Annotated in this window: 20 protein-coding genes; 9 read left to right on the top strand and 11 right to left on the bottom strand. The window is 68.8% G+C overall.

The genetic code is table 11. The features are described 5' to 3' along the window. Positions 1-169 precede the first annotated feature (169 nt). The 3 genes from KBC94_RS15465 to KBC94_RS15455 all read right to left on the bottom strand — a co-directional run bounded on the left by KBC94_RS15465 (position 170) and on the right by KBC94_RS15455 (position 3116). Positions 170-1906 carry a PhoH family protein gene (locus KBC94_RS15465; RefSeq protein ID WP_294371736.1) on the bottom strand — a complete coding sequence of 579 codons (1737 nt, stop codon included), beginning with the start codon at positions 1904-1906 and terminating at the stop codon, positions 170-172. Between the two features lie 193 nt (positions 1907-2099). Further along, a complete protein-coding gene (locus tag KBC94_RS15460; protein WP_017759323.1) occupies positions 2100-2576 on the bottom strand; it encodes a peroxiredoxin in 477 nt (158 codons plus the stop codon). 153 nt (positions 2577-2729) lie between these two features. Then, complete coding sequence (locus KBC94_RS15455; protein WP_294371733.1) at positions 2730-3116, bottom strand: Mth938-like domain-containing protein; 387 nt, start codon at positions 3114-3116, stop codon at positions 2730-2732. A 67-nt stretch (positions 3117-3183) separates the two neighbouring features. Between KBC94_RS15455 and KBC94_RS15450 the strand changes: the two genes are divergently transcribed. Genes KBC94_RS15450 through moaD form a run of 6 tightly spaced genes read left to right on the top strand, consistent with a single transcriptional unit; the run spans position 3184 to position 9295 of the window. Further along, positions 3184-4407: a pyridoxal phosphate-dependent aminotransferase gene (locus KBC94_RS15450; RefSeq protein ID WP_294371730.1), complete on the top strand. Its 1224-nt coding sequence runs from the start codon at positions 3184-3186 to the stop codon at positions 4405-4407. A gap of 52 nt (positions 4408-4459) precedes the next feature. Next, complete coding sequence (locus KBC94_RS15445; RefSeq protein WP_294371840.1) at positions 4460-5782, top strand: homoserine dehydrogenase; 1323 nt, start codon at positions 4460-4462, stop codon at positions 5780-5782. Between the two features lie 10 nt (positions 5783-5792). Beyond that, positions 5793-7211 (top strand): threonine synthase, encoded by a 1419-nt coding sequence (gene thrC, locus KBC94_RS15440; protein ID WP_294371727.1) that lies wholly within the window; start codon positions 5793-5795, stop codon positions 7209-7211. Further along, positions 7208-7753, top strand: coding sequence for a molybdopterin-guanine dinucleotide biosynthesis protein B (mobB, locus tag KBC94_RS15435; RefSeq protein WP_294371726.1), 546 nt, complete (start codon positions 7208-7210; stop codon positions 7751-7753). The genes thrC and mobB overlap by 4 nt, the downstream gene beginning before the upstream one ends. After that, a complete protein-coding gene (glp, locus tag KBC94_RS15430) occupies positions 7746-9041 on the top strand; it encodes a gephyrin-like molybdotransferase Glp (RefSeq protein WP_294371723.1) in 1296 nt (431 codons plus the stop codon). The genes mobB and glp overlap by 8 nt, the downstream gene beginning before the upstream one ends. Next, the gene (gene moaD / locus KBC94_RS15425) at positions 9038-9295 is read left to right on the top strand and encodes a molybdopterin converting factor subunit 1 (protein ID WP_294371720.1); all 258 of its coding nucleotides are present in this window, start codon (positions 9038-9040) and stop codon (positions 9293-9295) included. Before glp ends, moaD begins: the two co-directional genes overlap by 4 nt. Before the next feature lie 85 nt (positions 9296-9380). Here moaD and KBC94_RS15420 read toward each other — a convergent pair whose 3' ends face one another. Next, on the bottom strand, positions 9381-10328 hold the full coding sequence (locus KBC94_RS15420) for a dihydrodipicolinate synthase family protein (protein ID WP_294371717.1): 948 nt from the start codon (positions 10326-10328) through the stop codon (positions 9381-9383). Positions 10329-10660: 332 nt separating this feature from the next. On the opposite strand from KBC94_RS15420, the gene KBC94_RS15415 reads away from it, so the two are divergent. Beyond that, entirely contained in the window at positions 10661-11140 is a 480-nt protein-coding gene (locus KBC94_RS15415) for a molybdenum cofactor biosynthesis protein MoaE (protein ID WP_294371715.1), read from the top strand. 63 nt (positions 11141-11203) lie between these two features. Here the strand turns inward: KBC94_RS15415 and KBC94_RS15410 are convergent, their stop codons facing one another. From KBC94_RS15410 to KBC94_RS15380, 7 genes are all read right to left on the bottom strand, one after another. Beyond that, positions 11204-15307, bottom strand: coding sequence for a PilC/PilY family type IV pilus protein (locus KBC94_RS15410; protein WP_294371713.1), 4104 nt, complete (start codon positions 15305-15307; stop codon positions 11204-11206). Continuing rightward, positions 15304-15936, bottom strand: coding sequence for a hypothetical protein (locus KBC94_RS15405; RefSeq protein ID WP_294371711.1), 633 nt, complete (start codon positions 15934-15936; stop codon positions 15304-15306). Before KBC94_RS15405 ends, KBC94_RS15410 begins: the two co-directional genes overlap by 4 nt. Continuing rightward, positions 15930-17123, bottom strand: a complete 1194-nt coding sequence (locus KBC94_RS15400) for a PilW family protein (protein WP_294371709.1) — start codon at positions 17121-17123, stop codon at positions 15930-15932. Before KBC94_RS15400 ends, KBC94_RS15405 begins: the two co-directional genes overlap by 7 nt. Further along, on the bottom strand, positions 17120-17596 hold the full coding sequence (gene pilV / locus KBC94_RS15395; RefSeq protein ID WP_294371707.1) for a type IV pilus modification protein PilV: 477 nt from the start codon (positions 17594-17596) through the stop codon (positions 17120-17122). The genes KBC94_RS15400 and pilV overlap by 4 nt, the downstream gene beginning before the upstream one ends. Next, positions 17590-18219: a GspH/FimT family pseudopilin gene (locus tag KBC94_RS15390; protein WP_294371705.1), complete on the bottom strand. Its 630-nt coding sequence runs from the start codon at positions 18217-18219 to the stop codon at positions 17590-17592. The genes pilV and KBC94_RS15390 overlap by 7 nt, the downstream gene beginning before the upstream one ends. Further along, positions 18219-18722: a type IV pilin protein gene (locus tag KBC94_RS15385; protein WP_294371703.1), complete on the bottom strand. Its 504-nt coding sequence runs from the start codon at positions 18720-18722 to the stop codon at positions 18219-18221. Before KBC94_RS15385 ends, KBC94_RS15390 begins: the two co-directional genes overlap by 1 nt. A 298-nt stretch (positions 18723-19020) precedes the next feature. Continuing rightward, positions 19021-19977: a Bug family tripartite tricarboxylate transporter substrate binding protein gene (locus KBC94_RS15380; protein ID WP_294371838.1), complete on the bottom strand. Its 957-nt coding sequence runs from the start codon at positions 19975-19977 to the stop codon at positions 19021-19023. 232 nt (positions 19978-20209) lie between these two features. On the opposite strand from KBC94_RS15380, the gene clpB reads away from it, so the two are divergent. Both clpB and KBC94_RS15370 read left to right on the top strand, forming a co-directional pair. Then, positions 20210-22831: an ATP-dependent chaperone ClpB gene (gene clpB / locus KBC94_RS15375; RefSeq protein WP_294371700.1), complete on the top strand. Its 2622-nt coding sequence runs from the start codon at positions 20210-20212 to the stop codon at positions 22829-22831. 153 nt (positions 22832-22984) lie between these two features. Next, positions 22985-23332 (top strand): hypothetical protein, encoded by a 348-nt coding sequence (locus tag KBC94_RS15370; protein WP_234197022.1) that lies wholly within the window; start codon positions 22985-22987, stop codon positions 23330-23332. The last annotated feature ends 27 nt before the right edge of the window (positions 23333-23359 follow it).

The following is a 23359-nucleotide window of genomic DNA, read 5'->3' as shown; positions in this document are numbered from 1 at the left end:
CTTTCGGTGGTGATGAACAGGAGCGTGATGCTGCGCCGGGGCTCCTGACAGCGTGTTGTCAGGAGGCCGGCGGTGGTACGCGTTCGGCCGGTGAGCGCCCAGGAAAAAGCCCGCGCGGCCTGGCGGCGGCGCGGGCAGTGACGACGATGCGGCCGTCGATGGACGAGCGTCAGAGCACGTCGCTGGCGAAGTCGGCCAGCCGCGAGCGCTCGCCGCGCGCCAGCGTGATGTGGCCGCTGTGCGGCCAGCCCTTGAAGCGGTCGACCGCGAAGGTGAGGCCCGAGGAGCCTTCGGTCAGGTAGGGCGTGTCGATCTGCGCGAGGTTGCCCATGCAGATGATCTTGGTGCCCGGGCCGGCGCGGGTGATCAGCGTCTTCATCTGCTTGGGCGTCAGGTTCTGCGCCTCGTCGATGATCACGTACTTGTTGAGGAAGGTGCGGCCGCGCATGAAGTTCATGCTCTTGATCTTGATCTTGGAGCGGATCAGTTCATTGGTGGCCGCACGGCCCCATTCGCCGGCGCCGCCGTTTTCGCCCTTGGCCAGGAACTCCAGGTTGTCGTCCAGGGCGCCCATCCAGGGGCCCATCTTCTCCTCCTCGGTACCGGGCAGGAAGCCGATGTCCTCGCCCACGCTCACGGTGGCGCGGGTCATGATGATCTCGGTGTAGCGCCTGTCGTCGAGCACCTGCGTCAGGCCCGAGGCCAGGGCCATCAGCGTCTTGCCCGTGCCAGCGGTGCCGGTCAGGGTGACGAAGTCGATGTCCGGGTCCATGAGCAGGTTCATGGCGAAGTTCTGTTCGCGGTTGCGCGTGGTCACGCCCCAGACGGCGTTCTTGCCCGAGCTGTAGTCCTTCAGCGTCTTGAGCACCGCCGTCTTGTCGCGCACCTCGGTCACACGGGCGTACATGCTCGGCTCGCCGGGGGCTTCGAAGTAGACGAACTGGTTGATGTAGAGGCTGGGCACCAGCGGCCCCGTGATGCGGTAGAAGGTGCTGCTGCCCGACTGCCAGCTTTCCACCGCCTTGCTCTGGCGCGTCCAGAAGTCGGCCGGCAGCGCGAGCGAGCCCGAATACAGCAGGTCGCCGTCCTCGAGCGCCTTGTCGTTCTGGTAGTCGTCGGCGGCCAGGCCCAGGGCGCGCGCCTTGACGCGCATGTTGATGTCCTTGGACACCAGCACCACCTCGCGCCGGTCCGCGCCCTTGTTCTTCTCGTGCAGCGCGCGCAGGGCCTGCACCACACCCAGGATCTGGTTGTCCGCCTTGCCCTGGGGCAGGCTGGTGGGCAACTGGTAATCGAGCGGCTGGGTCTGGAAGAACAGCCGGCCACCCGCTTCCTTGTGGCCGGTGGTGTCGAGCTTGAGCCCCTCGCTCATGTCGGCGCCCTGCGCGGCGGCCAGGGCGTCGAGCGTGCGGCTGGCCTGGCGGCCATTGCGCGCGACTTCGGTCGTGCCTTTCTTGTGGCCGTCCAGTTCCTCCAGCACGATCATCGGCAGGTAGATGTCGTGCTCCTCGAAGCGGAACAGACAGGTCGGGTCGTGCAGCAGCACGTTGGTGTCGAGCACGAACAGGCGCTTGGGGCCGGTCTTTTTCACGCTGCGCTTGCGGCGATCCTGGGCCGGCTCCTCGGCGGCACGGCTGGCCAGGGGTGCCGGGGGCAGCGGGGCGACGACCGGCTCCGCCAGGCGGGCCGTGAACGGCGCCGCGACGGGCGCGAGCGCCACGGCTGGCGAGGCGCCGCCTGCATCGGGCAACTGGCGGTCGTCGAACAGCGTGGGGGATTCTTTCCGCGCGTCCGTCTGCCGTTCAGCCGAAGTACGGCGCGCCTTGGGGGCGGCGCGCGCCGGTGCGTCGAGCGCTTCCGGCGAAAGCAGGGCTGCACGCTTGGTCGGGGCGGGGGGCAGGGGCATGGAGGAACAGGCTCGCTGAAAAGTCGCGCGCAAAGGCGCAGGGGCCGAAAAACGAAAAAGCCGCCTGGAGACCAGGGCGGCTTCTTTCGGGGGATGCTGTCGTCGGGCTCAACGGCATGGGGCCATTATGCACACCGACCGGGCTCCCTCTCGTGACGGACGGCGCCGCTTGGCGATGACCGCCACCAGGGCGTCAGGCGGCCTTCTTGAGCGCCTTGACTTCCTTGAGGACCTCGTCCACATGGCCGGGCACCTTGAGTCCGCGCCATTCGGCCTTGAGCACGCCGTCGGGGCCGATCAGGAAGGTGCTGCGCTCGATGCCCTTGACCTTCTTGCCATACATGATCTTGTTCTTGACCACGCCGAACATGTGGCACATCTTTTCTTCGGTGTCGGCGATCAGTTCGAAGGGCAGCTCGAGCTTGGCCTTGAACTCGTCATGGGACTTCATGTTGTCGCGCGACACCCCGAAGACCACCGCGCCGGCCTTCACGAAATCCTTGTAGTGGTCGCGGAACTGCATGGCCTCGGTGGTGCAGCCGGGCGTGTTGTCCTTGGGGTAGAAGTACAGCACGACGGTCTGGCCGAGGTGGGACGTGTTCGAGACCTTGATTCCGCCGGTGGCGCTGGCATCGAATTCGGGAATGGGTTTGTTGACAACGATCGCCATGAAACTTGTAATCTCCGCTCTGGGTTCCCGAGAAATGACGCGAAACCGGGATCCCTTGATGCAACGTGGTTGCGTTCCACGACGCAAGCATGTGCAAATTCTTCGAGGGAACGCGGTCCGGTCTGCAACCGCAGATTTTATCCCGATTGCCAATCAGCGGATAGCCGTCCGTGCTTCCAAAAGGAGGGCGGCGACCACATGGCGTCCTTCGCCGGCCAGGATGTTGTAGGTGCGGCAGGCGGCGGCGGTGTCCATGGTCTCCACCCCGGTGCCCGCCGCGATCAGCGGGGCAAGCCATGCAGGCTTGGGAAAACGGATCCGCTCCCCGCTGCCGAAGATCACCACCTCCGCCTTCAACTCGGCCAGCTGTGCGAAGTGCGCGGGCGTCAGCGCCTCGAACCGGTCGCAGGGCCAGTCGAAACGCTCGTCGCGCGAGCCGACGACCACGCTCGCATCCACCCGCTGACCATTGATGGCCACCCATCCAGGCCCCGTCGCGGTGACGGTCTGGACGTCGTGTTTGTCGGGCTGGAGCTTCATCGGGAGGGGGCTTTCATCTGTGTTCCAATTGTAGGTTTCCCCTTTTGGCGGGCCCCTCGGAGGGACTTTGAAAGCGATCAAGAAATCGGCCAAGCTGGCCCATGTGCTGTACGACATCCGCGGTCCCATCATGGACGCGGCCAAGCAGATGGAGGAAGAGGGCCAGAAGATCATCAAGCTGAACATCGGCAACCTTGCGCCCTTCGGCTTCGATGCGCCCGAAGAGGTGCAGCAGGACATGATCCGCCACCTGCCGGCGTCGGCGGGCTACTCCGACAGCAAGGGCATCTTCGCCGCGCGCAAGGCGGTGATGCACTACACCCAGCAGCAGGGCATCGCGGGCGTCACGCTCGAGGACATCTACCTGGGCAACGGCGCCAGCGAACTGATCGCCATGGCCACCAATGCGCTGCTGGATGACGGCGACGAATTGCTGCTGCCCGCGCCCGACTATCCGCTGTGGACCGCTGTCACCAGCCTGTCGGGCGGCAAGCCGGTGCACTACCTGTGCGACGAGGCCAACCAGTGGATGCCCGACCTGGACGACATCCGCGCCAAGATCACGCCGCGTACCAAGGGCATCGTGGTGATCAACCCCAACAACCCCACGGGCGTGGTCTACAGCGACGAACTGCTCAAGGGGCTGGTCGAGATCGCCCGCGAGCACGAGCTGGTGCTGCTGGCCGACGAGGTCTACGACAAGGTGCTGTACGACGGCGTCAAGCACACGGCGCTGGGCAGCCTGTCCACCGACGTGCTGACGCTGACCTTCAACTCGCTGTCCAAGAGCTACCGCTCCTGCGGTTACCGCGCGGGCTGGATGGTGGTGTCCGGCGACAAGCGCGCCGCCAGCGACTACATCGAAGGCCTGAACATGCTGGCCAACATGAAGCTGTGCTCCAACGTGCCGGGCCAGTGGGCCATCCAGACGGCGCTGGGCGGCTATCAAAGCATCAACGAGCTGGTCGGCCCCGGTGGACGGCTGCGCCGCCAGCGCGACTTGGCGTACGACCTGATCACCTCGATTCCCGGCGTGAGCTGCGTCAAGCCGCAGGCGGCGCTGTACATGTTCCCGCGGCTCGACCCCAAGGTCTATCCCATCGCGGACGACCGGCAGTTCTTCCTCGAACTGCTCAAGGAAACCCGCGTGATGCTGGTGCAGGGCACCGGCTTCAACTTCCCCGACCAGCAGCACTTCCGCATCGTCTTCCTGCCGCACGAGGACGACCTGCGAGAGGCCATCGCCCGCATCGAACGCTTCCTTGCGCGCTACCGCCAGCGCCACGCCTGATTCCCGAGCATCCCGATTGACTGACGAGTGATCCGCTATGACGACTGAATCCATGAAACCCATCCAGGTCGGCCTGCTCGGCATCGGCACCGTGGGCAGCGGCACCTTCGAAGTGCTGCGCCGCAACCAGGAAGAGATCCGCCGCCGCGCCGGCCGCGGCATCGAGATCGCCATGGTGGCCGACCTCGACACCGAGCGTGCCCGACGCGTGGTGGGCGAGGGCGTGAAGGTGGTGGGCGACGCCCGCGAGGTGATCGCCAATCCCGAGATCGACATCGTGATCGAGCTGATCGGCGGCTACGGCATCGCCAAGGCGCTGGTGCTCGAGGCCATCGCGGCCGGCAAGCACGTGGTCACCGCCAACAAGGCCCTGCTGGCCGTGCATGGCACCGAGATCTTCGCGGCTGCCCACCAGCGCGGCGTGATGGTGGCCTTCGAGGCCGCAGTGGCCGGCGGCATCCCGATCATCAAGGCGCTGCGCGAGGGCCTGACGGCCAACCGCATCGAGTGGATCGCCGGCATCATCAACGGCACCACCAACTTCATCCTGTCGGAGATGCGGGACAAGGGCCTGGACTTCGGCACCGTGCTGAAAGAAGCGCAGCGCCTGGGTTATGCCGAGGCCGACCCCACCTTCGACATCGAAGGCGTGGACGCCGCCCACAAGCTCACGCTGATGAGTGCGATCGCCTTCGGCGTGCCTGTGCAGTTCGACAAGGCCTATGTCGAAGGCATCACGCAGCTGGCCGCGCAGGACATCAAGTACGCCGAGCAACTGGGCTACCGCATCAAGCTGCTGGGCGTGACGCGCCGCACGGCCAAGGGCATCGAGCTGCGCGTGCACCCCACGCTGGTGCCGACCAAGCGCCTGCTGGCCAATGTGGAGGGCGCGATGAACGCCGTGGTCGTGCACGGCGACGCCGTCGGCACCACGCTGTACTACGGCAAGGGCGCGGGCAGCGAGCCCACGGCCAGCGCCGTGATCGCCGACCTGGTGGACATCACCCGCCTGCATTCGGCCGACGTGCAGCACCGCGTGCCGTACCTCGCCTTCCATCCGCAGTCGATGAGCGACCTGCCCGTGCTGCCCATGAGCGAGGTCACCAGCAGCTACTACCTGCGCCTGCGCGTCGCCGACCAGGCCGGCGTGCTCGCCAAGGTGACGGGCCTGCTGGCCACGGCCGGCATCAGCATCGACGCCGTGCTGCAGCGCGAGGCCGAGGACGTGGGCGGCGAAGGTTCCACCGACACTGACCTGATCATCCTCACGCACGACGCGCGCGAAGGCGCGGTGGACAGCGTGATCGCCGAACTGCAGGCGCTGCCCACGGTGCTCGCGCCGGTGGTGCGTCTGCGCAAGGAAGAACTGCGCTGAAGACGCCGCGATGAACTACCTCTCCACCCGCGGGGACCCGACGCCCCGCAAGTTCTGCGAGATCCTGCTCGAAGGCCTGGCCCCCGACGGCGGCCTGTACCTGCCCGAGCGCTATCCGCAGGTCGATGCCACCATGCTGGCGCGCTGGCGCACGCTGGCCTACCACGAACTGGCCTTCGAGATCCTGTCGCTCTACATCGACGACATCCCGGCCGACGACCTGCGCACCCTGTGCGCGAAGACGTATACCGAAGAGGTCTTCGGCACGGCCGACATCACGCCGCTGCGCGAACTGGAAGACGGCGTCTACCTTGAAGGGCTGTCCAACGGCCCCACGCTCGCCTTCAAGGACATGGCGATGCAACTGCTGGGCAATCTGTTCGAGTACGAACTGTGCCGCCGCGGCGAGCAGCTGAACATCCTGGGCGCGACCAGCGGCGACACCGGCAGCGCGGCCGAGTACGCCATGAAAGGCAAGAAGGGCGTGTGCGTCTTCATGACCTCGCCCGACGGCCGCATGAGCCCCTTCCAGCAGGCGCAGATGTTCAGCCTGCAGGACGCCAACATCCACAACATCGCCATCACCGGCGTGTTCGACGATTGCCAGGACATCGTCAAGGCGGTGAGCAACGACCTGGTCTTCAAGCGCCAATACCGCATCGGCACTGTCAACTCGATCAACTGGGCGCGGCTGCTGGCCCAGGTCGTCTACTACTTCAAAGGCTGGATCGAGGCCACGGGACCGCAGGGCGGCGAGGTGAGCTTCACCGTGCCTTCCGGCAACTTCGGCAACGTCTGCGCCGGCCACGTGGCACGCATGATGGGCCTGCCGATCCGCAAGCTGGTCGTGGCGACCAACGAGAACGACGTGCTCGACGAGTTCTTCCGCACCGGCGTCTACCGCGTGCGCGGCGCGGCCGACACGCACGAGACCTCCAGCCCGTCCATGGACATCAGCAAGGCCAGCAACTTCGAGCGCTTCGTCTTCGACCTGCTGGGCCGCGACGGTGCGCGCACCAAGGCGCTGTTCCAGGACGCGCTGGCGCGCGAAGGCCGCTTCGACCTGAGCGCCGACCCGGTCTTCGCCGATGCGGCGGGCCGCTTCGGCTTCCGCTCGGGCCGCAGCACGCATGCCGACCGCCTGGCCACCATCCGCGACACCGACGAGCGCTTCGCCGTGCTCATCGACACCCACACGGCCGACGGCCTGAAGGTGGCGCGCGAGCACATCGAGCCCGGCGTGCCGATGGTCGTGCTCGAGACGGCACTGCCCATCAAGTTCGCCGCCACCATCGTCGAGGCCCTGGGCCGCGAGCCTGACCGGCCGGCCAGGTTCGAGGGCATCGAATCGCTGCCCAAGCGCGTGGTGCGGCTGCCGGCCGATGCCGAGCGGGTCAAGCGCTACATCGCCGAGCACTGCGCCGCATGAAGGTCGTGGTCTTTGCCGGCTACTCCGGGGCGGGCAAGACCACCCTGGTCGAGCGGGTGATCGCCGAGCTGCGCGGGCAGGGCCGGCGCGTCTCGGTCATCAAGCATGCCCACCACAAGTTCGACATCGACCATCCCGGCAAGGACAGCTGGCGCCATCGCCAGGCGGGCGCCTTCGAGGTGGTGGTCGCCTCCGACCGGCGCATGGCGCTGATGCGCGAATTCGAGCAGCCGACGGAGCCCGACGTGCACCACCTGCTGGCCGAACTGTGGGACGGCGTGGACTGGGTGCTGGTCGAAGGCTTCAAGCACTGCGACCTGCACAAGGTCGAGGTCATGCGCCGCATCGAGCCGGGCCAGGAACCGCGCCCGGCGCTCTATCCGCTGGACGATTCCGTCTGCGCCATCGCCACCGACACGACCGAGAACCTGTCCCAGCCCACCGGCCTGCCAGTCTTCGACCTGGACGATGCCGCGGGTGTGGCGCAGTGGCTGCTGCAGAGCGGCGAACGCTTCGTCTACCACCCCGAGCACCATGTCTGACGCAACCGCTGCCCCGGCGCCCGCTGCGCGCCGCCCGCTGATGCCCCTGGACGACGCCCTGGCCCGGCTGATGGCCCAGGCGCAGCCGCTGGCGGGCATCGAGGACTGCAACACCTTCGACGCCGATGGCCGCGTGCTGGCGCGTGACCTGGTCGCGGCGCTCACCGTGCCGCCGGCGGACAACAGCGCCATGGACGGCTATGCCGTGCGCACCGCCGACTGCGCCGCGCCGGGCACGGTGCTGCGCGTGGCGCAGCGCATCCCGGCCGGCAGCACCGGCGAGCCGCTGGCGGCCGGCGCGGCGGCGCGCATCTTCACCGGCGCGCCCATCCCGCCCGGTGCCGATGCCGTGGTCATGCAGGAAGACACCGAGGCCCTGACCGACGACGGCAGCCTGGGCCGGGTGCGCGTGACGACCGTGCCGCAGGCCGGGCAATGGATCCGCCGCGCCGGCGAGGATGTCGAGCGCGGCAGCGTGGTGCTCGCCGCCGGCCAGCGCCTCACGCCGCAGGCCCTGGGCCTGGCCGCCAGCATCGGTTTCGCCAGCCTGCCGGTGCGCCGCCGGCCGCGCGTGGCGATGCTTTCCACCGGCGATGAGCTGGTCATGCCCGGCACCATCGCGCCCGAGGCCATGCCGCCCGGCGCCATCTACAACTCCAACCGCTTCTTCCTGCGCGCGCTGTTGCTGCGCATGGGGTGTGAGGTGCAGGACCTCGGGCTGGTGCCCGACCGGCTGGAGGCCACCATCGACGGCCTGCGCGCTGCGGCCTCGCAGAACGACCTGATCATCACCACCGGCGGCGTGTCGGTGGGGGAGGAAGACCATGTGAAGGCCGCCGTGCAGTCGCTCGGCACGCTGGAGCACTGGGCGCTGGCCGTCAAGCCGGGCAAGCCGTTCGCGTACGGCACCATCGCGCGGCCGGCGCTCGAAGAGGGCGGCATCGAGCGATGCCATGTCTGCGGACTGCCGGGCAATCCGGTCTCCAGCTTCATGACCTTCCTGCTGCTGGTGCGGCCCTTCCTGATGGCGCTGCTGGGCGCCACCCAGGCCGTGCCGGCCGCGGTGCAGATGACGGCGGGCTTCGACTGGCCGCGGCCCGACCGGCGGCGCGAGTTTCTGCGCGCGCGCATCGGTGCAGACGGCCGCCTCGAACTCTTCGCCAACCAGAGCTCGGGTGTGCTGACCTCGACCGTGTGGGGCGATGGTGTGATCGACAACCCGGGTGGCCAGGCCATCGCGGCCGGCGACACGGTGCGCTTCATTCCCTTCGGCGCGTGGCTGGCATGACGAAGACGATCCACGTCCGCTATTTCGCCTCGATCCGTGAGGCTCTGGGCACCGGCGAAGAAGCCGTCACGACCCAGGCCGACACGCTTGGCGCCCTGCGCGACGAGCTGATCGCGCGTGGTGGGCCGCATGCCGCCGCGCTGGCCCGCGGCCGCGCCGTGCGGCTGGCGCTGGACCAGGTGATGGCCAAGGACGACGCCGCGCTGCGCGACGGCGCCGAGGTCGCCTTCTTTCCGCCCGTGACAGGCGGCTAGGGTCGGGGAACGGCCCCTGGGCGTCTGCCGCGGTCCTCTGCGTCGTCGGCCCGGCGATGCCGTGTCCCGATGACGCTGATCGACCTCAGCCGCCGCTGGACAGCGCCGCATCCAACGCCAGCAGGCGCGCCGTCAACGCCCCACCGGCGCTGGTCAACGGTGCGCGCAACTCACCGGCCATCTCGGCACGGCCGCTCAGCAACGCCTTGATCGGCGCCGGGTTGGGTGCCTCGAACAGCCCCTCGATCAGCGGCAGCAGCGGCTGCCACAGCGCCCGGGCCTCCAGCAGCCGGCCCTGGCGCAGCAGCGTGATGACGCGGGCCAGCCGTGCCGTCTGCACATGGGCGCAGGCTGCGATGGCGCCGCAGCCGCCTTCGGCGACGGTGGGGAAGATCTGGGCGTCCTCGCCCGCCAGCACCTGCAGCCGGCCGTCGGCGATCAGGGCGCGGGTCTTGCCGAAGTCCCCGCCGCAGTCCTTGATGCCGACGATGCGCGGGTGGGCGGCCAGGGCCAGCAGCGTGTCGCGGGCCAGCGTGCTGCCCGTGCGATATGGGATGTCGTAGACGAGCACCGGCACCGGGCTGGCATCGGCCAGTTGCTGGAACCAGTCGAGCAGGCCGGCCTGCGAAGGGCGGATGTACAGCGGTGCGGGCAGCAGCACGCCGGCCAGGTCTGCACCGACGAGTGCGCGCAGCCGCTGGGCGGTGTCGCCCAGGTGGTAGCCGGAGATGCCGAGCACCCGACGCACGCCGGGTGCCACGTCGGCAACAGTGGCCAGCACGGCCTGCTGCTCCGCATCGCCCAGGGACGCGGCTTCGCCGGTGGAGCCGCAGACCACGAAGCCGGCGATCGGCTCGGCGGCCAGGCGCAGGGCCAGCGCTGCCAGGGCCGCATGGTCCACGGCCCCGTCACGGAAGGGCGTGACGAGCGGCACCCAGAGGCCGGAGAAGTCGCGGCTCGGCGAAACATGGGGCGATGCGCCGACGGCGTCCGATGCCGGATCGGTGGAGAGGCGGGGGGAGAAAGAGGACACGCGTTTTCCTTGAACAACAGGCTTCGACCGAGGACGAGGCCGTCGGCGGATGCAGGCAACAGGGGAAACGCAAGGGCGGCTGCTGCCGCCCGGAGGCTGCCGTGTCGCTCATCCGACGACGGCAGCCGCAGCTCCGGTCAGATGAGCTGGACTTTTTTAACTTTGGCCGCAGCCGCCGGCTGCGTGCCGACCGCCTGGGCGCGATGCCGGGCGGAGAGCGTGTGCAGGAAGCGGGTGGCCATGGGGCGCGAGTGTAGCGACCCTGGGCCCGCCCGCGCCCGCCCGGGGCCAGCCACAGCGGCCGGGGACATCGGGCGCGGCAGAATGGGCGGATGACTGCCCCATCGCGTGTTCGCATCCAGACCGAGGACTTCGACCTGACCACCGAGGTGGCCCTGCTGCGGGCGGGCAATGCCGGCGTCGGTGCCGTCTGCGCCTTCGTCGGCACCGTGCGCGACCACAGCGACGGTGCCGCCGTGGCGGCCATGGAGCTGGAGCACTATCCCGGCATGACCGAATCGTCCATCGAGGCCATGATCGACGAGGCGCATCGGCGCTTCGACATCCTCGGCGCACGGGTGGTGCACCGGGTCGGCCCGCTGCAGCCGACGGACCAGATCATGATGGTGGCGGTGGTCTCGGCCCACCGGGGCCAGAGCTTCGAGGCCTGCGAGTTCCTGATGGACTACCTCAAGACCCAGGCGCCGTTCTGGAAGAAGGAGTCGACGCCCGATGGTGCCCGCTGGGTCGATGCACGGGTGAGCGACGACCGGGCGTTGGCGCGGTGGGGGCTGGACCTGCCGAACGCCTGAGCGCCACGCAGGCGTCGGTCGTGCAACGGACCGGCCCGGCTCGCCTGTCCGCGTCCACGCCTCTCAGGAGCCGTCCTGCAGCCGCCGCCAGGAGATGCGGCGCGTGCCGGCCGCGGTGGTGGAGGTGGGCACCGTCGTGATCTTCACTGCGCCGGTCGAGTCCTTGGTGGTGGCCACGATCCGGCCCGACGGCGTGATCGAGAGCGTCGCCGCGCTCGACACGCCGGCGCTCGACAGCAGCGCCCCCACGTTGGTGGTCCCCGTCACCGCCAGGCCGGTGGCGAAGTTCACGTAGTTGATGAAGCTCGAGCCGCCCGTGGTGCAGGCGCCTGCATTGCTGGGCGTGTTCGACACGTAGACCAGCGTGCCCGCGTACAGGATCGGATCCACATCCACCCGCTCGCCGGAGCGCGGCAGGTCGGCATACCAGCCGTTCATCGTGCGGAAGTCCATCGTCGTGTTCGCCAGGCTGCTGGCCGTGCGCGTGCCGGCGTTGTCGGTCAGCGTGATCGGCATGAAGCAGTTGGTGGTGGAACCCGTGGTGCAGGCGTTGGTGCGCGGCGTGTTGAACAGGGCGCTGGTGCTCGTGGTCAGCGGGTCCTTGATGGCGTACATGGTCTGCGCCTGCGTGGTGGTGACGTCGGTCACGCCCAGGTAGGCGCCGGTGCCGACGAAGACCACGTGCTGCCCGGCCGCCAGGCCCAGTTCGGGCGTGGTCGTGACGGGTTGGCGGGTGTTGGCGGCATCGGTCAGCACGGCCAGAAGCTGCACGGGCGCGGTGCCGCCGCTGGCGGTCAGGCTCCGCAGGTCGAAGCGCCAGAGATTGCCGTAGAGGTCGCCGCCGTAGACCTGCGTGGCGGTGTTGTCGACGGTGCTGTCCGTCCAGGCGCTGATCTGCGACAGGCCGCTGGGACAGGGCGCTGCCGAGCAGCCGGTGACCGTGCCGGTGCCGCTGGTGCCCAGGCCGTTGCCGATCTTCTTGATGAGCGCGCCGGTCACGGCGTTGAGCACCCAGATCGTGCCCTGGCCGCTGCCGGGCGACAGGTTGTTGTAGCCCGAGCTGACGATGGCGACCCAGGTGCCGTCCGACAGCTTGGTCACCACCGGTGCACCGTAGGTGAAGCCCACGTCGTCATCTCGCCGGCTGGACGGCAGCACGCTGCTGCTGCCGAATTCCCACAGCACCGTGGGCGAGGCCGGGTTGGTCACGTCCAGTGCCCAGTAGGCACGGCCGCCGCCGCCCAGCCCGCCCACCAGGATCGTGCGCCAGCTGCCGCTGGCGTACACATCTGCCTGCGTGATCTGGCCGTCGACGAAATAGCTGTGGTTGGCGGCGTAGTTCTTGTCGGCGAGCTTGTACAGGTTGGGCAGCAGCACGGAAGGGATGTAGGCCCAGGCCTCGGCGCCGGTGCTGGCGTTGATGGCATGCAGCATGCCGTCGTTGGCGCCCACGTAGACCATGCCGGTGCGCGAGGCCTGGGCGGACTTGTAGGCCGCGTAGCCCGTGTCGGCATAGTTGCGGATCGGGGCCTGCACGTACACCGGCGCCGAATTGACGATGTCGCCCAGCACATGCGTGCGCGAGCGGTAGTAGCGGGTGCGGGGCGTGCCCTCGTTGCTGCGGTCGCCGCGCAGGTAGTTGACGAGGTTGAGGCCGCCGGCACCGGTGGTCGTGCCGGCCTGCGTGCTGTCCACCCGCTGGTCCGCCGGCAGGCAGCTGGTGCCGGCGGTGCACAGCTGCGACATCGACGAGATGGACGCGATCTGGAAGTAGCCCTGCATGGTGGTCGTGAGCGAACTCCAGTCGAAGCTCACGCGCGCGCTGTTGGCCGCGTCGTAGGTGAAGATGGTGCGGGCGGTGTAGGCCGTGTTGTCCAGCAGCGGCGCCGTGGTGAGGGCGCCGGAGTTGCTCGCGCAGTCGCTGCCCGCGCCCGACAGCGACCAATCGGGTGTGGTGCCGGTTGCGCCCGTCGTGGCGTCCACGGGGTAGCGGGCCAGGTCGCCGAACCACTTGCCGGAGCAGAAGGTCGCCGAGTAGGTGTAGCTGCTGGTGCTGGTGCTCAGCACCTGGGCGCTCTGCGCCACGGCCGCCGAGCTGGCGGTGGTGGCGTCCACCGTGTTCAGGAAGTTGCTCAGTCCGGCCTTGATGTCGGCGGCGTTGGCGGCGCTGTAGTAGGTGCCGCGGCCGTTGACGGCGGCGTGCCAGAGGTCGTCGATGGCCGTCTGCGTGTCGCCCACCGGCGCGGGCCAGGTGCAGCGGCCCGAGCTTTGCCAGATGCAGGTGCCGGCGGTCTGGGTGCTGCTGCTCGTGAGCGTGCCGTTGGCCACGGCGAAGTAATCGCCGCTGGTGGCGTTGGCGTAGTCCGGGTCGTAGAGCATGAAGCCCGAGGCCCCCAGCCCGATGGTGGACGTAACCATGTTCTGCAACTTGTTGGAATAGGCATTGCTCGAGACGTCGGTGCCGGCGCTGTTGGTGGTGTTGCCGAAGGCCGAGGCGCGCAGGTCGGTGACGTAGTAGTACTCGGCCACGTCGGCCAGCGTGTCGGCGATGGCATTGCCGTCGAGGAAGGGGCGCGACTCGGCGCCGTCCCGGTCGCCGATGGCGCCGCCTGTGACGGTCACCCCCAACTGGCCGGTGGCGGTCGAGGCGTTCCAGTAGCCGTCGGTGGACAGCAGCGTGTAGTTGCGCTGGCAGGCGTACTGCATCGGGTCGGTGGTGGTCACGCCGTTGATGCTGCTCACCTTGGCCGCGTAGTACTGCCCGGCCTGCGACAGCGCGAAGCGCAGCGGCGTGCCGCCGCCGGGCAGGGCGGTGGTCAGGCGGCTGTACCACAGCTGCTTCTGCCCGCCGCTGCCCGCGTTGTTGTCCGCCACGTTCAGGAAGTTGGTGGTGCCGCTGCTGTTGTTGATGCTCATGTACCCCAGGCGGTAGTTGGCCGTCAGGGTGTTGAAGGCGATGCTGGTAGCGCTCTTCATGGCCTGCATCCGCGTGCGGTAGTACGCCCACCAGTTGGCGAAGTTGGTCATCTCCTCCGCGTAAGTGCAGGTGGTGGTGTTGGTGGTGCAGTCGGTGCGGGTGCTGGCGCGGGTCGTGGTGCCGGGGTAGGTGTAGCTGGCCGTGCTGGACGTGATCGTCGTCAGCAGGTTGCTGCCGGGCGTGCCGCCGCTGAAGGCGGTGGGCGTGACCGAGAAGGCCCCGGCGCGCGTGACCACCGGCGTGGCCGTCGTGCTGCCGTCCGGCGCCGTGACGGTCACCGTGCTGCCGCTGGCGCTCGCGCTGTAGCCGGCGGTCTGGCAGTTGCCGGTCGCGGCGGCCGTGCAGTTGTTGATGTTGCTGGCGATGCGGGAGGCCACGGTCGAGGTGCTGGTGCTGCCCGAGGTGGTGCCCGACAGGATCTCCAGGCCGTTGACCTTGATGCTGCTGACGGTGGTGTTGGTGAACAGCGTGAAGCCCGAGACGGAGATCGTGGCCGTGGCCGGCATGCCCGCAGGCCGCTCGAAGGTGTAGGTGGCCGGCGCACTGCTGCTGTCGATGCGCGAGGCCTGGCAGTTGGTCAGCGACGCCGAGGTGCACCAGCGCAGGTAGGCCGGAAAGGGGTAGGTCGTCGAGGGCGCGTTCTGCGTGTTGCAGGTGCGCAGGTTGGCAGCGGTGCAGTACTCGCCGGGCACGAAGGTGTAGTAGTAGGCCTGGCTGGTGAGGTTCTGTGTGCTGCCCGAGTTCGAGTTGGTGAAGAGGTTGGTGGTGCCGGTGTTCGGGATGTTGCTCGTCGACATGGCGCCGAAGCCGTCGTAGGGCACCCGCGTCCAGCTCGACGTGTTGGCCGCCGTCATGCTGGGATAGCTGCTGCCGTCGTAGTAGAGCGGCGGCGAGTAGGTGATGGCTGGGTCGTAGTACACGCCGTTGAAGCGGCTGTTGCGCACCAGCGGATCGTTGCCGGCATAGTCGCCCGCCCAGTCGGGCATGAAGTCCCACACCATGCTCCCGGAGTTGTCGAGCACGTACAGGATGTTGGGCTTGACCAGCGTGGCGCTCGATGTTTCCAGCGGGGCCGTGGCCAGGTCGGTCACCGCGCCGAGCGCCGGCGCCACCAGGCCGAGCGCCAGCAGGCCCAGTTGCACCCGCCAGCTGCGGGCGCGCGCGACGTGACGGCGAAGGGATGCATTCATAGCGCCACCATGGCTTGGATGAAGGAGATGGTGTTGCGCGGCCCCGCCACGCGCACGGTGATGCGGTAGTACACCTGGGCGTTGGTCGGAGGCGCCAGGCTGCCCGCCTTGCGGCTGCTGGAGGTGTCCAGCGCCAGCGGCGACGCGCTGCAGCCGTTGGTGCTGGAGGCATCGCCGGCCGTGCTGCACATGCGCTGGATCAGGTAGGCGGGGGTGTTGCCCGCACTGTCCTGCGCGGGGCTCAGCGTGACGGCGGTGTAGCCGGCCGCGACGAGGGTGTTCCAGACGGTGGTCCAGGTCTGGCCGCTGGCCGGGTCGGTGCGCACCGCCGCATAGCCGGCGGCCTTCTGGTCGCAGGCGAGCACGGTGGTGCCGGTGCTGCAGGTGCCCAGGCCCGACACGCTGGCCTTGCCGGTGCTGTTCTCCAGCCATGCGATGGCCGCCTCGACGGCGCGGTCGGCCGACGTCGCCGCCGCCTGTTCGAAGGCCAGGTTGCCCGCGATGGTGGCCGAGGTCGAGACGGTGCGCATCAGGCCCAGGGCCGCCAGCGTCATGATGACCAGGGCCACCAGCGCGATCACCATGATGAAGCCGCGCTGGCCGCGGCGTTGGCGGCGCGTGCTCAGCATTTGACGTTGCCCCCCTGGTAGCTCTGCTGGTTGCCGTTCCAGATGATGTTGCGCAGCGGGATGCTCACCTCGATGGTCTTGTAGCGGTAGTGCTGCCATTCGCTGTTGCCGCTCAGGTCGATGGGGGCGGCGGTGGGCGTGACGGTGGTGAGGGCGGTGGTGGTGCTGGTGTTGGCCGTGGAACCCGACCAGGTCGGCGCTGCCGTGGTGACGAGCGCCTTGTCGTACTGCTGGCTGCGCGCCACCAGCGCCAGGCGCAGCCCGATGACGCGCAGCCAGCCGCAGTACAGCGGCACGGTGCCGCCGCTCGCCGGCGTGGTCTGGTCGAAGCTGTCGACCACGCCGTCCATGGTCGACGCGGCCAGGCCGCTGGTATCGCGCCCGTACTGCGCACGCAGGCTTACCACATTGCTGGCGACCGGCACCCACACGGCGCTGTTCGACACGTTGCTGCTGCTGCCGCAGTTGTTGACCAGGTAGTCGCACATGGTCAGGTTGCCGTTGCGCACGGCAAAGGCATGGATGCTCGGCTGCGCGCCCAGGTTGTAGGCGCCGCTGTTCAGCGGCAGGCTGGCGGTGGCCGAGGTCAGCGTCAGGGCTGAGCCGGAGATCGCCGTCACCCGGCCCAGGCGCAGGGCGCAGGCCGAGCTGCTGTCGCGCGTGGTGCCGGCCGCCACCACCCAGTCACCGACGGCGAAGCTGGCCGGCGTGCTGACCGTGAGGCTGGTCGATGTGCTCACGGCCAGGGTCGCGTCGCCCTCGGACGGGCTGCCGGAGGCGCCGCCGATGACCAGCAGCGTGTCGGTGTTCGCATCGCCGGCCGGCACCAGCGAGGTGGTGGGGTTGACCGTCACGGGCGCCAGTGCGCCCAGCGTCACGGCCGCGCCATCGCCGGTCGTGGTGTAGCCCAGCGAGCAGCCCAGCAGCGTGTAGGCGCTCAGGCCCAGGCCGGCCTGCGTCAGCTCGCGGCTGAGCAGGTGCGAGGCGATGGCGCCGTTGATCTGCGCGTCGCCGCTGCTGCCGGCCAGCCGCTGCTGCGTGCTGGCGGAGGACAGCAACTGCAGGATCACCAGCACGGCGAACATGCCGATGAGGATGCCCACCATGATCTCGACCAGGCTGAAGCCGCGCTGGCGGCTGCGGCGCCCGGCGCTGGGGGCGGGGACGGTAGGACGCGTGGCGGTCATGGCTTCATCTGCGCCAGGGCGACGTACTGGTGGGCGGTGGCGTCGCCGGGCCCCTTCCAGAAGATGGTGATGGTGGCCAGGCTGGTACTGACGGGCGACGTGCCGCCACCGCTCACGGTGCTGAAGGTGACGGTGGGGGCCAGCGTGCTGCTGTCCGCCCCGGGCAGGCCCGAGTTGGTGACCGCGGCGCGCCAGCTGGCATAGCCGGCGCCGTTGCCGCTGCTGCCGTAGTTGCCCTGCAGCGTGGCGGCGGTGCGGTCGCTCATCCACATGCGGCCGATCAGGTCGTTGGCCAGCATGGCCGCGGTGGTGCGGTACTCGGCACCCGAGGCTTGGCGCACGGCCGTGGCATAGAGGCCGGCGATGCCCAGCATGCCGATGGCGAAGATGGCCAGCGCGACCAGCACTTCGATGATGGTGGCGCCCTGCTGCGGCCGAGCGCAGCGGGCGCGGGTGTGCACCGGGGTCAGCATTTCATGGGGTCGTTGGTGGTGGTGCGGGTCAGGTCGCACAGGCGCGCGTCGCCGCTGACGCTCACGGCGATGCGCAGGCAGCGCACGTTGCCGCCCTGGGCGATGCAGCTGCCGCCGCTGCTGCCCAGGTCGACCGTGAACTGCGCCGGCGTCGCGACGGTAGGGTTGGTGGTGCCCGTCATGCGGCCCAGCGGATCGAAGGCGATCACGCCGCTGCCGCTGGCGGTCAGGGTGATGTCGCTGGTCGCATTGCTCACCACCGGACTCTTCTGGATCAGGAAGGGCGAGACGGTCGTGCTGATGGCGCCGGCGCAACCCGAGGCCGGCGACACGGAGGCGCCGGCGTTGCTCACCCAGAAGGGCCCGCTGGTGCTCAGCGCGCAGCCGTTGTCCAGGGTGGTCACGAGCTGGAAGCGCACGTTGGCATTGCGGCGGATGGCCTCGGCGCGCGCCTGCTGCAGCCCGGCGCGCAGCGACTCGGCCGTGGTGCGCACCCGGGCGTTGCGCATCCAGTCGCCGAAGGCGGGCACCGCGAGCGCCAGCAGGATGGCCAGCAGGGCCACGCCCACCATCAGCTCGATCAGGCTCATGCCCCCCGTGCCCCGCCGACGCCCCCGCTGCATCAGCAGATCCCGCCCTTGTTGGTGACCCAGCAGTTGTTGGGCGTGGCGGCCGTCCAGCCGGAGACGCCGGTGATGGTGCTCGTCTTGTTGCCGTCCTGGTCGACGGTGTAGGTGAAGCCAGCCATGCTGCCGGAGCCCGTGGCGGTGAGGGTGTAGGTGGTGGTCGAGCCGTTCGTGTTGGCCGCGCCCGGCGTGCAGCTCAGGCCGAAGTACTTCAGCGTGACCGCCGCCTGCATGGCGCCGCAGACCGTGGCGGAACCGGGCGCGGAGTAGGTCTTGGCGTCCTGGAACCATTGCTCCATGCGCCCCTGGTAGGCGGCGAGGTTCGAGGTGGCCTCGGGGATGCGCCCGCGGCGGACGTAGTCCGAGTAGGCGGGCAGGGCGATCGCCGCCAGGATGCCGACGATGGCCACGACGATCATCACCTCGATGAGGGTGAAGCCCGCAGACGCGGGGCGCCGTGGGCGGCCGGAGGAGGGGAGGGGGCAGTGCGAGGAGGTCACGTCAAGATTCTTCATATTGCAAACAAATGCAATATTCCTCGAACTTAACGTGGAGCCGGGCGGGTGTTAACGCTTTCGGTTGACGTTTATTAACATTTCCGACGAGCGGTTTTCAAGGCGCGACGAGTGGCGCGGGCTGCACTCGGCTTTGGCAGACGGGCCGGACACATTCCCCGTGCATCGGTGGGCGTGCCCGGCAGCCCGCGGCCGTCCCGTCCGAGGGCGGACATGAAAAAGCCCCGGGACCGGAAGCCGCGGGGCAAGTGGGACGTCGGCCGCGCCAGGGCGGCCCACCGGCTCACTGGGGCTGGAAGCCGCTGTCCTTGATGATGCGTTCCCAGGTCTGGGTGTAGCTGCGGACGCGGCCGGCGAACTGGCCCTGCGGCTCGTAGTTCACATGCAGGCCCATGTCGACCAGCTTCTTCTTGGTCTCGGGCTGCGCCAGCACTTTCTGCAGCGCCGCGCTGAACTTGTCGATGACCGGCTGGGGCGTGCCCACGGGAGCGAAGACGCCATACCAGGGATAGTCGTCGAGGTTCTCGAAGCCCAGTTCTGTGAAGGTCGGCACCTGCGGCAGCAGCGGATCGCGCTTGGCGCCGATGGCGGCCACCACGCGGACCTTGCCGGTGCGCTGCAGTTCCATCAGGTCGGGCACGCCCGCGATGCCGGCGGCGATCTGGTTGCCCATCATGTCGGCCAGCAGGGGCGCGCCGCCGCGGTAGGGTGCGGCCTGCACGTCGATGCCGTACTTCTTGCCGATCAGCTGCGTCAGGAAGACCGGGATCGAACCCGGCGCGGGCACGCCGATGGAGTCCTTGCCGTCCTTCTTGGTCTTCACCCACTGGACGTATTCCTGGATCGTCTTGGCGGGCGTGCCGCCCGAGACGGCCAGCACGTTGGAAAAGGTGGCGATGCCGGCCACGGGCGTGAAGTCGGCCGCGGGGTTGAAGCCGGGGTTCTTGGTCACGGCCGGCAGGATCGAGATCGTGTGGTCGTGCGACACGAAGAAGACGTGGCCGTCGGCCGGCGCGGTCTTCAGGTACTGCGCGGCGATCTGTCCGCCCGCGCCGGCGCGGTTCTCCACCACCACGGGAGCGCCCAGCTCGTCCTTGAGCTTGTCGGCGATGGTGCGGGCCAGCGCGTCGGTGCCGGCACCGGCCGGGAAACCGACCAGCAGGCGGATCGGACCGGTCGACTGGGCCTGGGCCAGACCGGCGGCGACCAGCAGCGCGCCCAGTGCGAAGGTGCGGCGCATCAGGCCCGGACGAAAGACAGAAGGCAGGGACATGGGGCAGAACTCCGAGGAAAAAAGCGAGCGTACCCGCAACAGGGGCAGGGGACCGACTCGTTTGTTGAAGGAATGATCCATGGTTTCACCAATGGATCATGTGAGAGGTTTGAGCCAACGCAAGAGATGTGCCCGCGCTGGTCTTGAATCGTCCGCGGCCAGCCCAATCTCCCCGTCAACCCGGAGGTTTTTCACCACCATGCGCCAAGACAAACTCACCACCAAGTTCCAGGAAGCCCTGGTCGACGCCCAATCGCTCGCCCTGGGCAATGACAACGCCTACATCGAACCCGCCCACCTGCTGCTGGCCATGCTGCGCCAGAGCGACGGCCCGCGCCCGCTGCTGGAGCGCGCCGGCGTCAACGTGCCGGGCCTGAGCCAGGCGGCCGAGCAGGCCGTCAAGAACCTGCCGCAGGTGCAGGGCGGCGACGGCGTGCAGGTCGGCCCCGAACTCGGCCGCCTGCTTCAGGCCACCGAGAAGGAATCCATCAAGCGCGGCGACCAGTTCATCGCCAGCGAGCTCTACCTGCTGGCCGTGGCCGATGCCAAGGGCAGCGTGGGCGACATCGCCCGCCAGAACGGCCTGACGCGCAAGTCGCTCGAAGCGGCCATCGACGCCGTGCGCGGCGGGCAGTCGGTCAACAGCGCCGACGCCGAGGGCCAGCGCGAGGCCCTCAAGAAGTACACGCTGGACCTCACCGAGCGCGCCCGCATCGGCAAGCTCGACCCGGTGATCGGCCGCGACGAGGAGATCCGCCGCGCCATCCAGGTGCTGCAGCGCCGCAGCAAGAACAACCCCGTGCTGATCGGCGAGCCCGGCGTGGGCAAGACCGCCATCGTCGAAGGCCTGGCCCAGCGCATCGTGGCCGGCGAGGTGCCGGACTCGCTCAAGGGCAAGCGCGTGCTGTCGCTCGACCTGGCGGCGCTGCTGGCCGGCGCCAAGTTCCGCGGCGAGTTCGAAGAGCGGCTCAAGAACGTGCTCAACGAGCTGGCCAAGGAAGAAGGCCAGGTTATCGTCTTCATCGACGAGATCCACACCATGGTCGGTGCCGGCAAGGCCGAGGGCGCCATGGACGCGGGCAACATGCTCAAGCCCGCCCTGGCGCGCGGCGAGCTGCACTGCATCGGTGCCACCACGCTGGACGAATACCGCAAGTACATCGAGAAGGACGCCGCGCTGGAGCGCCGCTTCCAGAAGATCCTGGTGGGCGAGCCCAGCGTGGAGGACACCATCGCCATCCTGCGCGGCCTGCAGGAGAAGTACGAGGTGCACCACGGCGTGGAGATCACCGACGCGGCCATCGTCGCGGCGGCCGAGCTGTCCAACCGCTACATCACCGACCGCTTCCTGCCCGACAAGGCCATCGACCTGATCGACGAGGCCGCGGCCAAGATCAAGATCGAGATCGACTCCAAGCCCGAGCAGATGGACCGGCTGGACCGGCGCCTGATCCAGCTCAAGATCGAGCGCGAGGCCATGAAGAAGGAGACCGACGAGGCCTCCATGCGCCGGCTCGAACTGCTCGACCAGGAAGTGGCCAAGGTGCAGAAGGAATATTCCGACCTCGAGGAGATCTGGAAGTCCGAGAAGGCCGCGGCCCAGGGCTCGGCCCAGATCAAGGAAGAGATCGACAAGCTGCGCTTCCAGATCGAGGAATCGACCCGCAAGGGCGACTTCAACAAGGTCGCCGAGATCCAGTACGGCCGCCTGCCGGAGCTGGAGAAGCGCCTGAAGGAAGCGCAGGCCAAGGAGGCCGGCGCCGACGGCAAGGGCAGTGGCAACCGCCTGCTGCGCACCGAAGTGGGCGCGGAAGAGATTGCGGAAGTGGTGTCGCGCTCGACCGGCATCCCCGTGTCCAAGATGATGCAGGGCGAGCGCGAGAAGCTGCTGCGCATGGAAGACAAGCTGCACGAGCGCGTGGTGGGCCAGGACGAGGCCATCACCGCCGTGGCCAATGCCATCCGGCGCTCGCGCTCGGGCCTGTCGGACCCCAACCGGCCGACCGGCTCCTTCCTCTTCCTGGGCCCCACGGGCGTGGGCAAGACCGAGCTGTGCAAGGCGCTGGCGGGCTTCCTCTTCGACAGCGAGGACCACCTGATCCGCATCGACATGAGCGAGTTCATGGAGAAGCATTCAGTGAGCCGGCTGATCGGCGCGCCCCCCGGCTACGTGGGCTACGACGAAGGCGGCTACCTCACCGAGGCCGTGCGCCGCAAGCCCTACAGCGTGGTGCTGCTGGACGAGATGGAGAAGGCCCATCCGGACGTGTTCAACATCCTGCTGCAGGTGCTGGACGACGGCCGCCTGACCGACGGCCAGGGCCGCACCGTGGACTTCAAGAACACGGTGATCGTGATGACCAGCAACATCGGCTCGCCCATCATCCAGGCGATGGCGGGGCGCGACCAGCAGGAGGTGAAGGACGCGGTGTGGGACGAACTGCGCAACCACTTCCGCCCCGAGTTCCTGAACCGGATCGACGAGACGGTGGTGTTCCACGGCCTGGACGCGAAGAACATCGAGGCCATCGCCGCCATCCAGCTGCAGGTGCTCAAGGCACGCCTGGCCAAGCTGGAGATCGGCCTGGACGTGGCGCCGGCCGCGCTGGCCGAAGTGGCCAAGGTCGGCTTCGACCCGGTGTTCGGTGCGCGGCCGCTCAAGCGGGCGATCCAGCAGCGCATCGAAAACCCGCTGTCGAAGCTGCTGCTGGAAGGCCGCTTCGGGCCGAAGGACGAAGTGCGCGTCACCGTGGACCCGATCCGCGAGCCGGGCGCCTTCCACTTCGCCAAAGCGGGCGAGAGCGCCGAGGCGGCTGCCTGATCGCAGCGCCTGGCGTCCCCACGAGGCCTGCGCCCTTTGAAGGCGCAGGCCTTCGTGCATCTGCGCCCTGCGCGCACGCGGGTTTCCTGCCGCTTCTTTTCAATTCGTATCGATGCGGAACCCCTGGGTGCCGCCTTCGCCTAAGCTTTCATGATGAACTTCCTGATCCGAATCGTCCTCGTGCTCATCGGCCTCGTGTTTGCGGCGAGCCTCGCCGTGGCAGCGCTGCTGCTGGCGGCCGTGCTGATGGTTCGGAGCCTGTGGGCGCGGCTGACGGGTAAACCGGTGTCGCCTCTGGGGGCGGCGGTGTTCGGCAGCCGCTTCGATCCGCGGGCCGGCTTCGAGCGCTTCCGCGCCGCGGCCGAGGCCCGCAAGCCCGAGCGCACCGCGGCCGACGAGATGGCTGCGCGGGCCCGCGGCGAGCTGGTGCCTGCCGGCCGTCGCGGCTTCAACGCCGATGTGAGCGACGTCAGCGCCCGTCCGGTCGGCCGCGACGACTGAGCATTCTTGCGGGCGTGCGGCCCGCCG

Origin of the sequence: Pseudacidovorax sp., assembly GCF_017991995.1 — a bacterium.
Lineage (GTDB): Bacteria > Pseudomonadota > Gammaproteobacteria > Burkholderiales > Burkholderiaceae_C > Xenophilus.
Note: the sequence above shows the minus strand (reverse complement) of the source record. Positions and strands in the feature narration are given on the sequence as shown.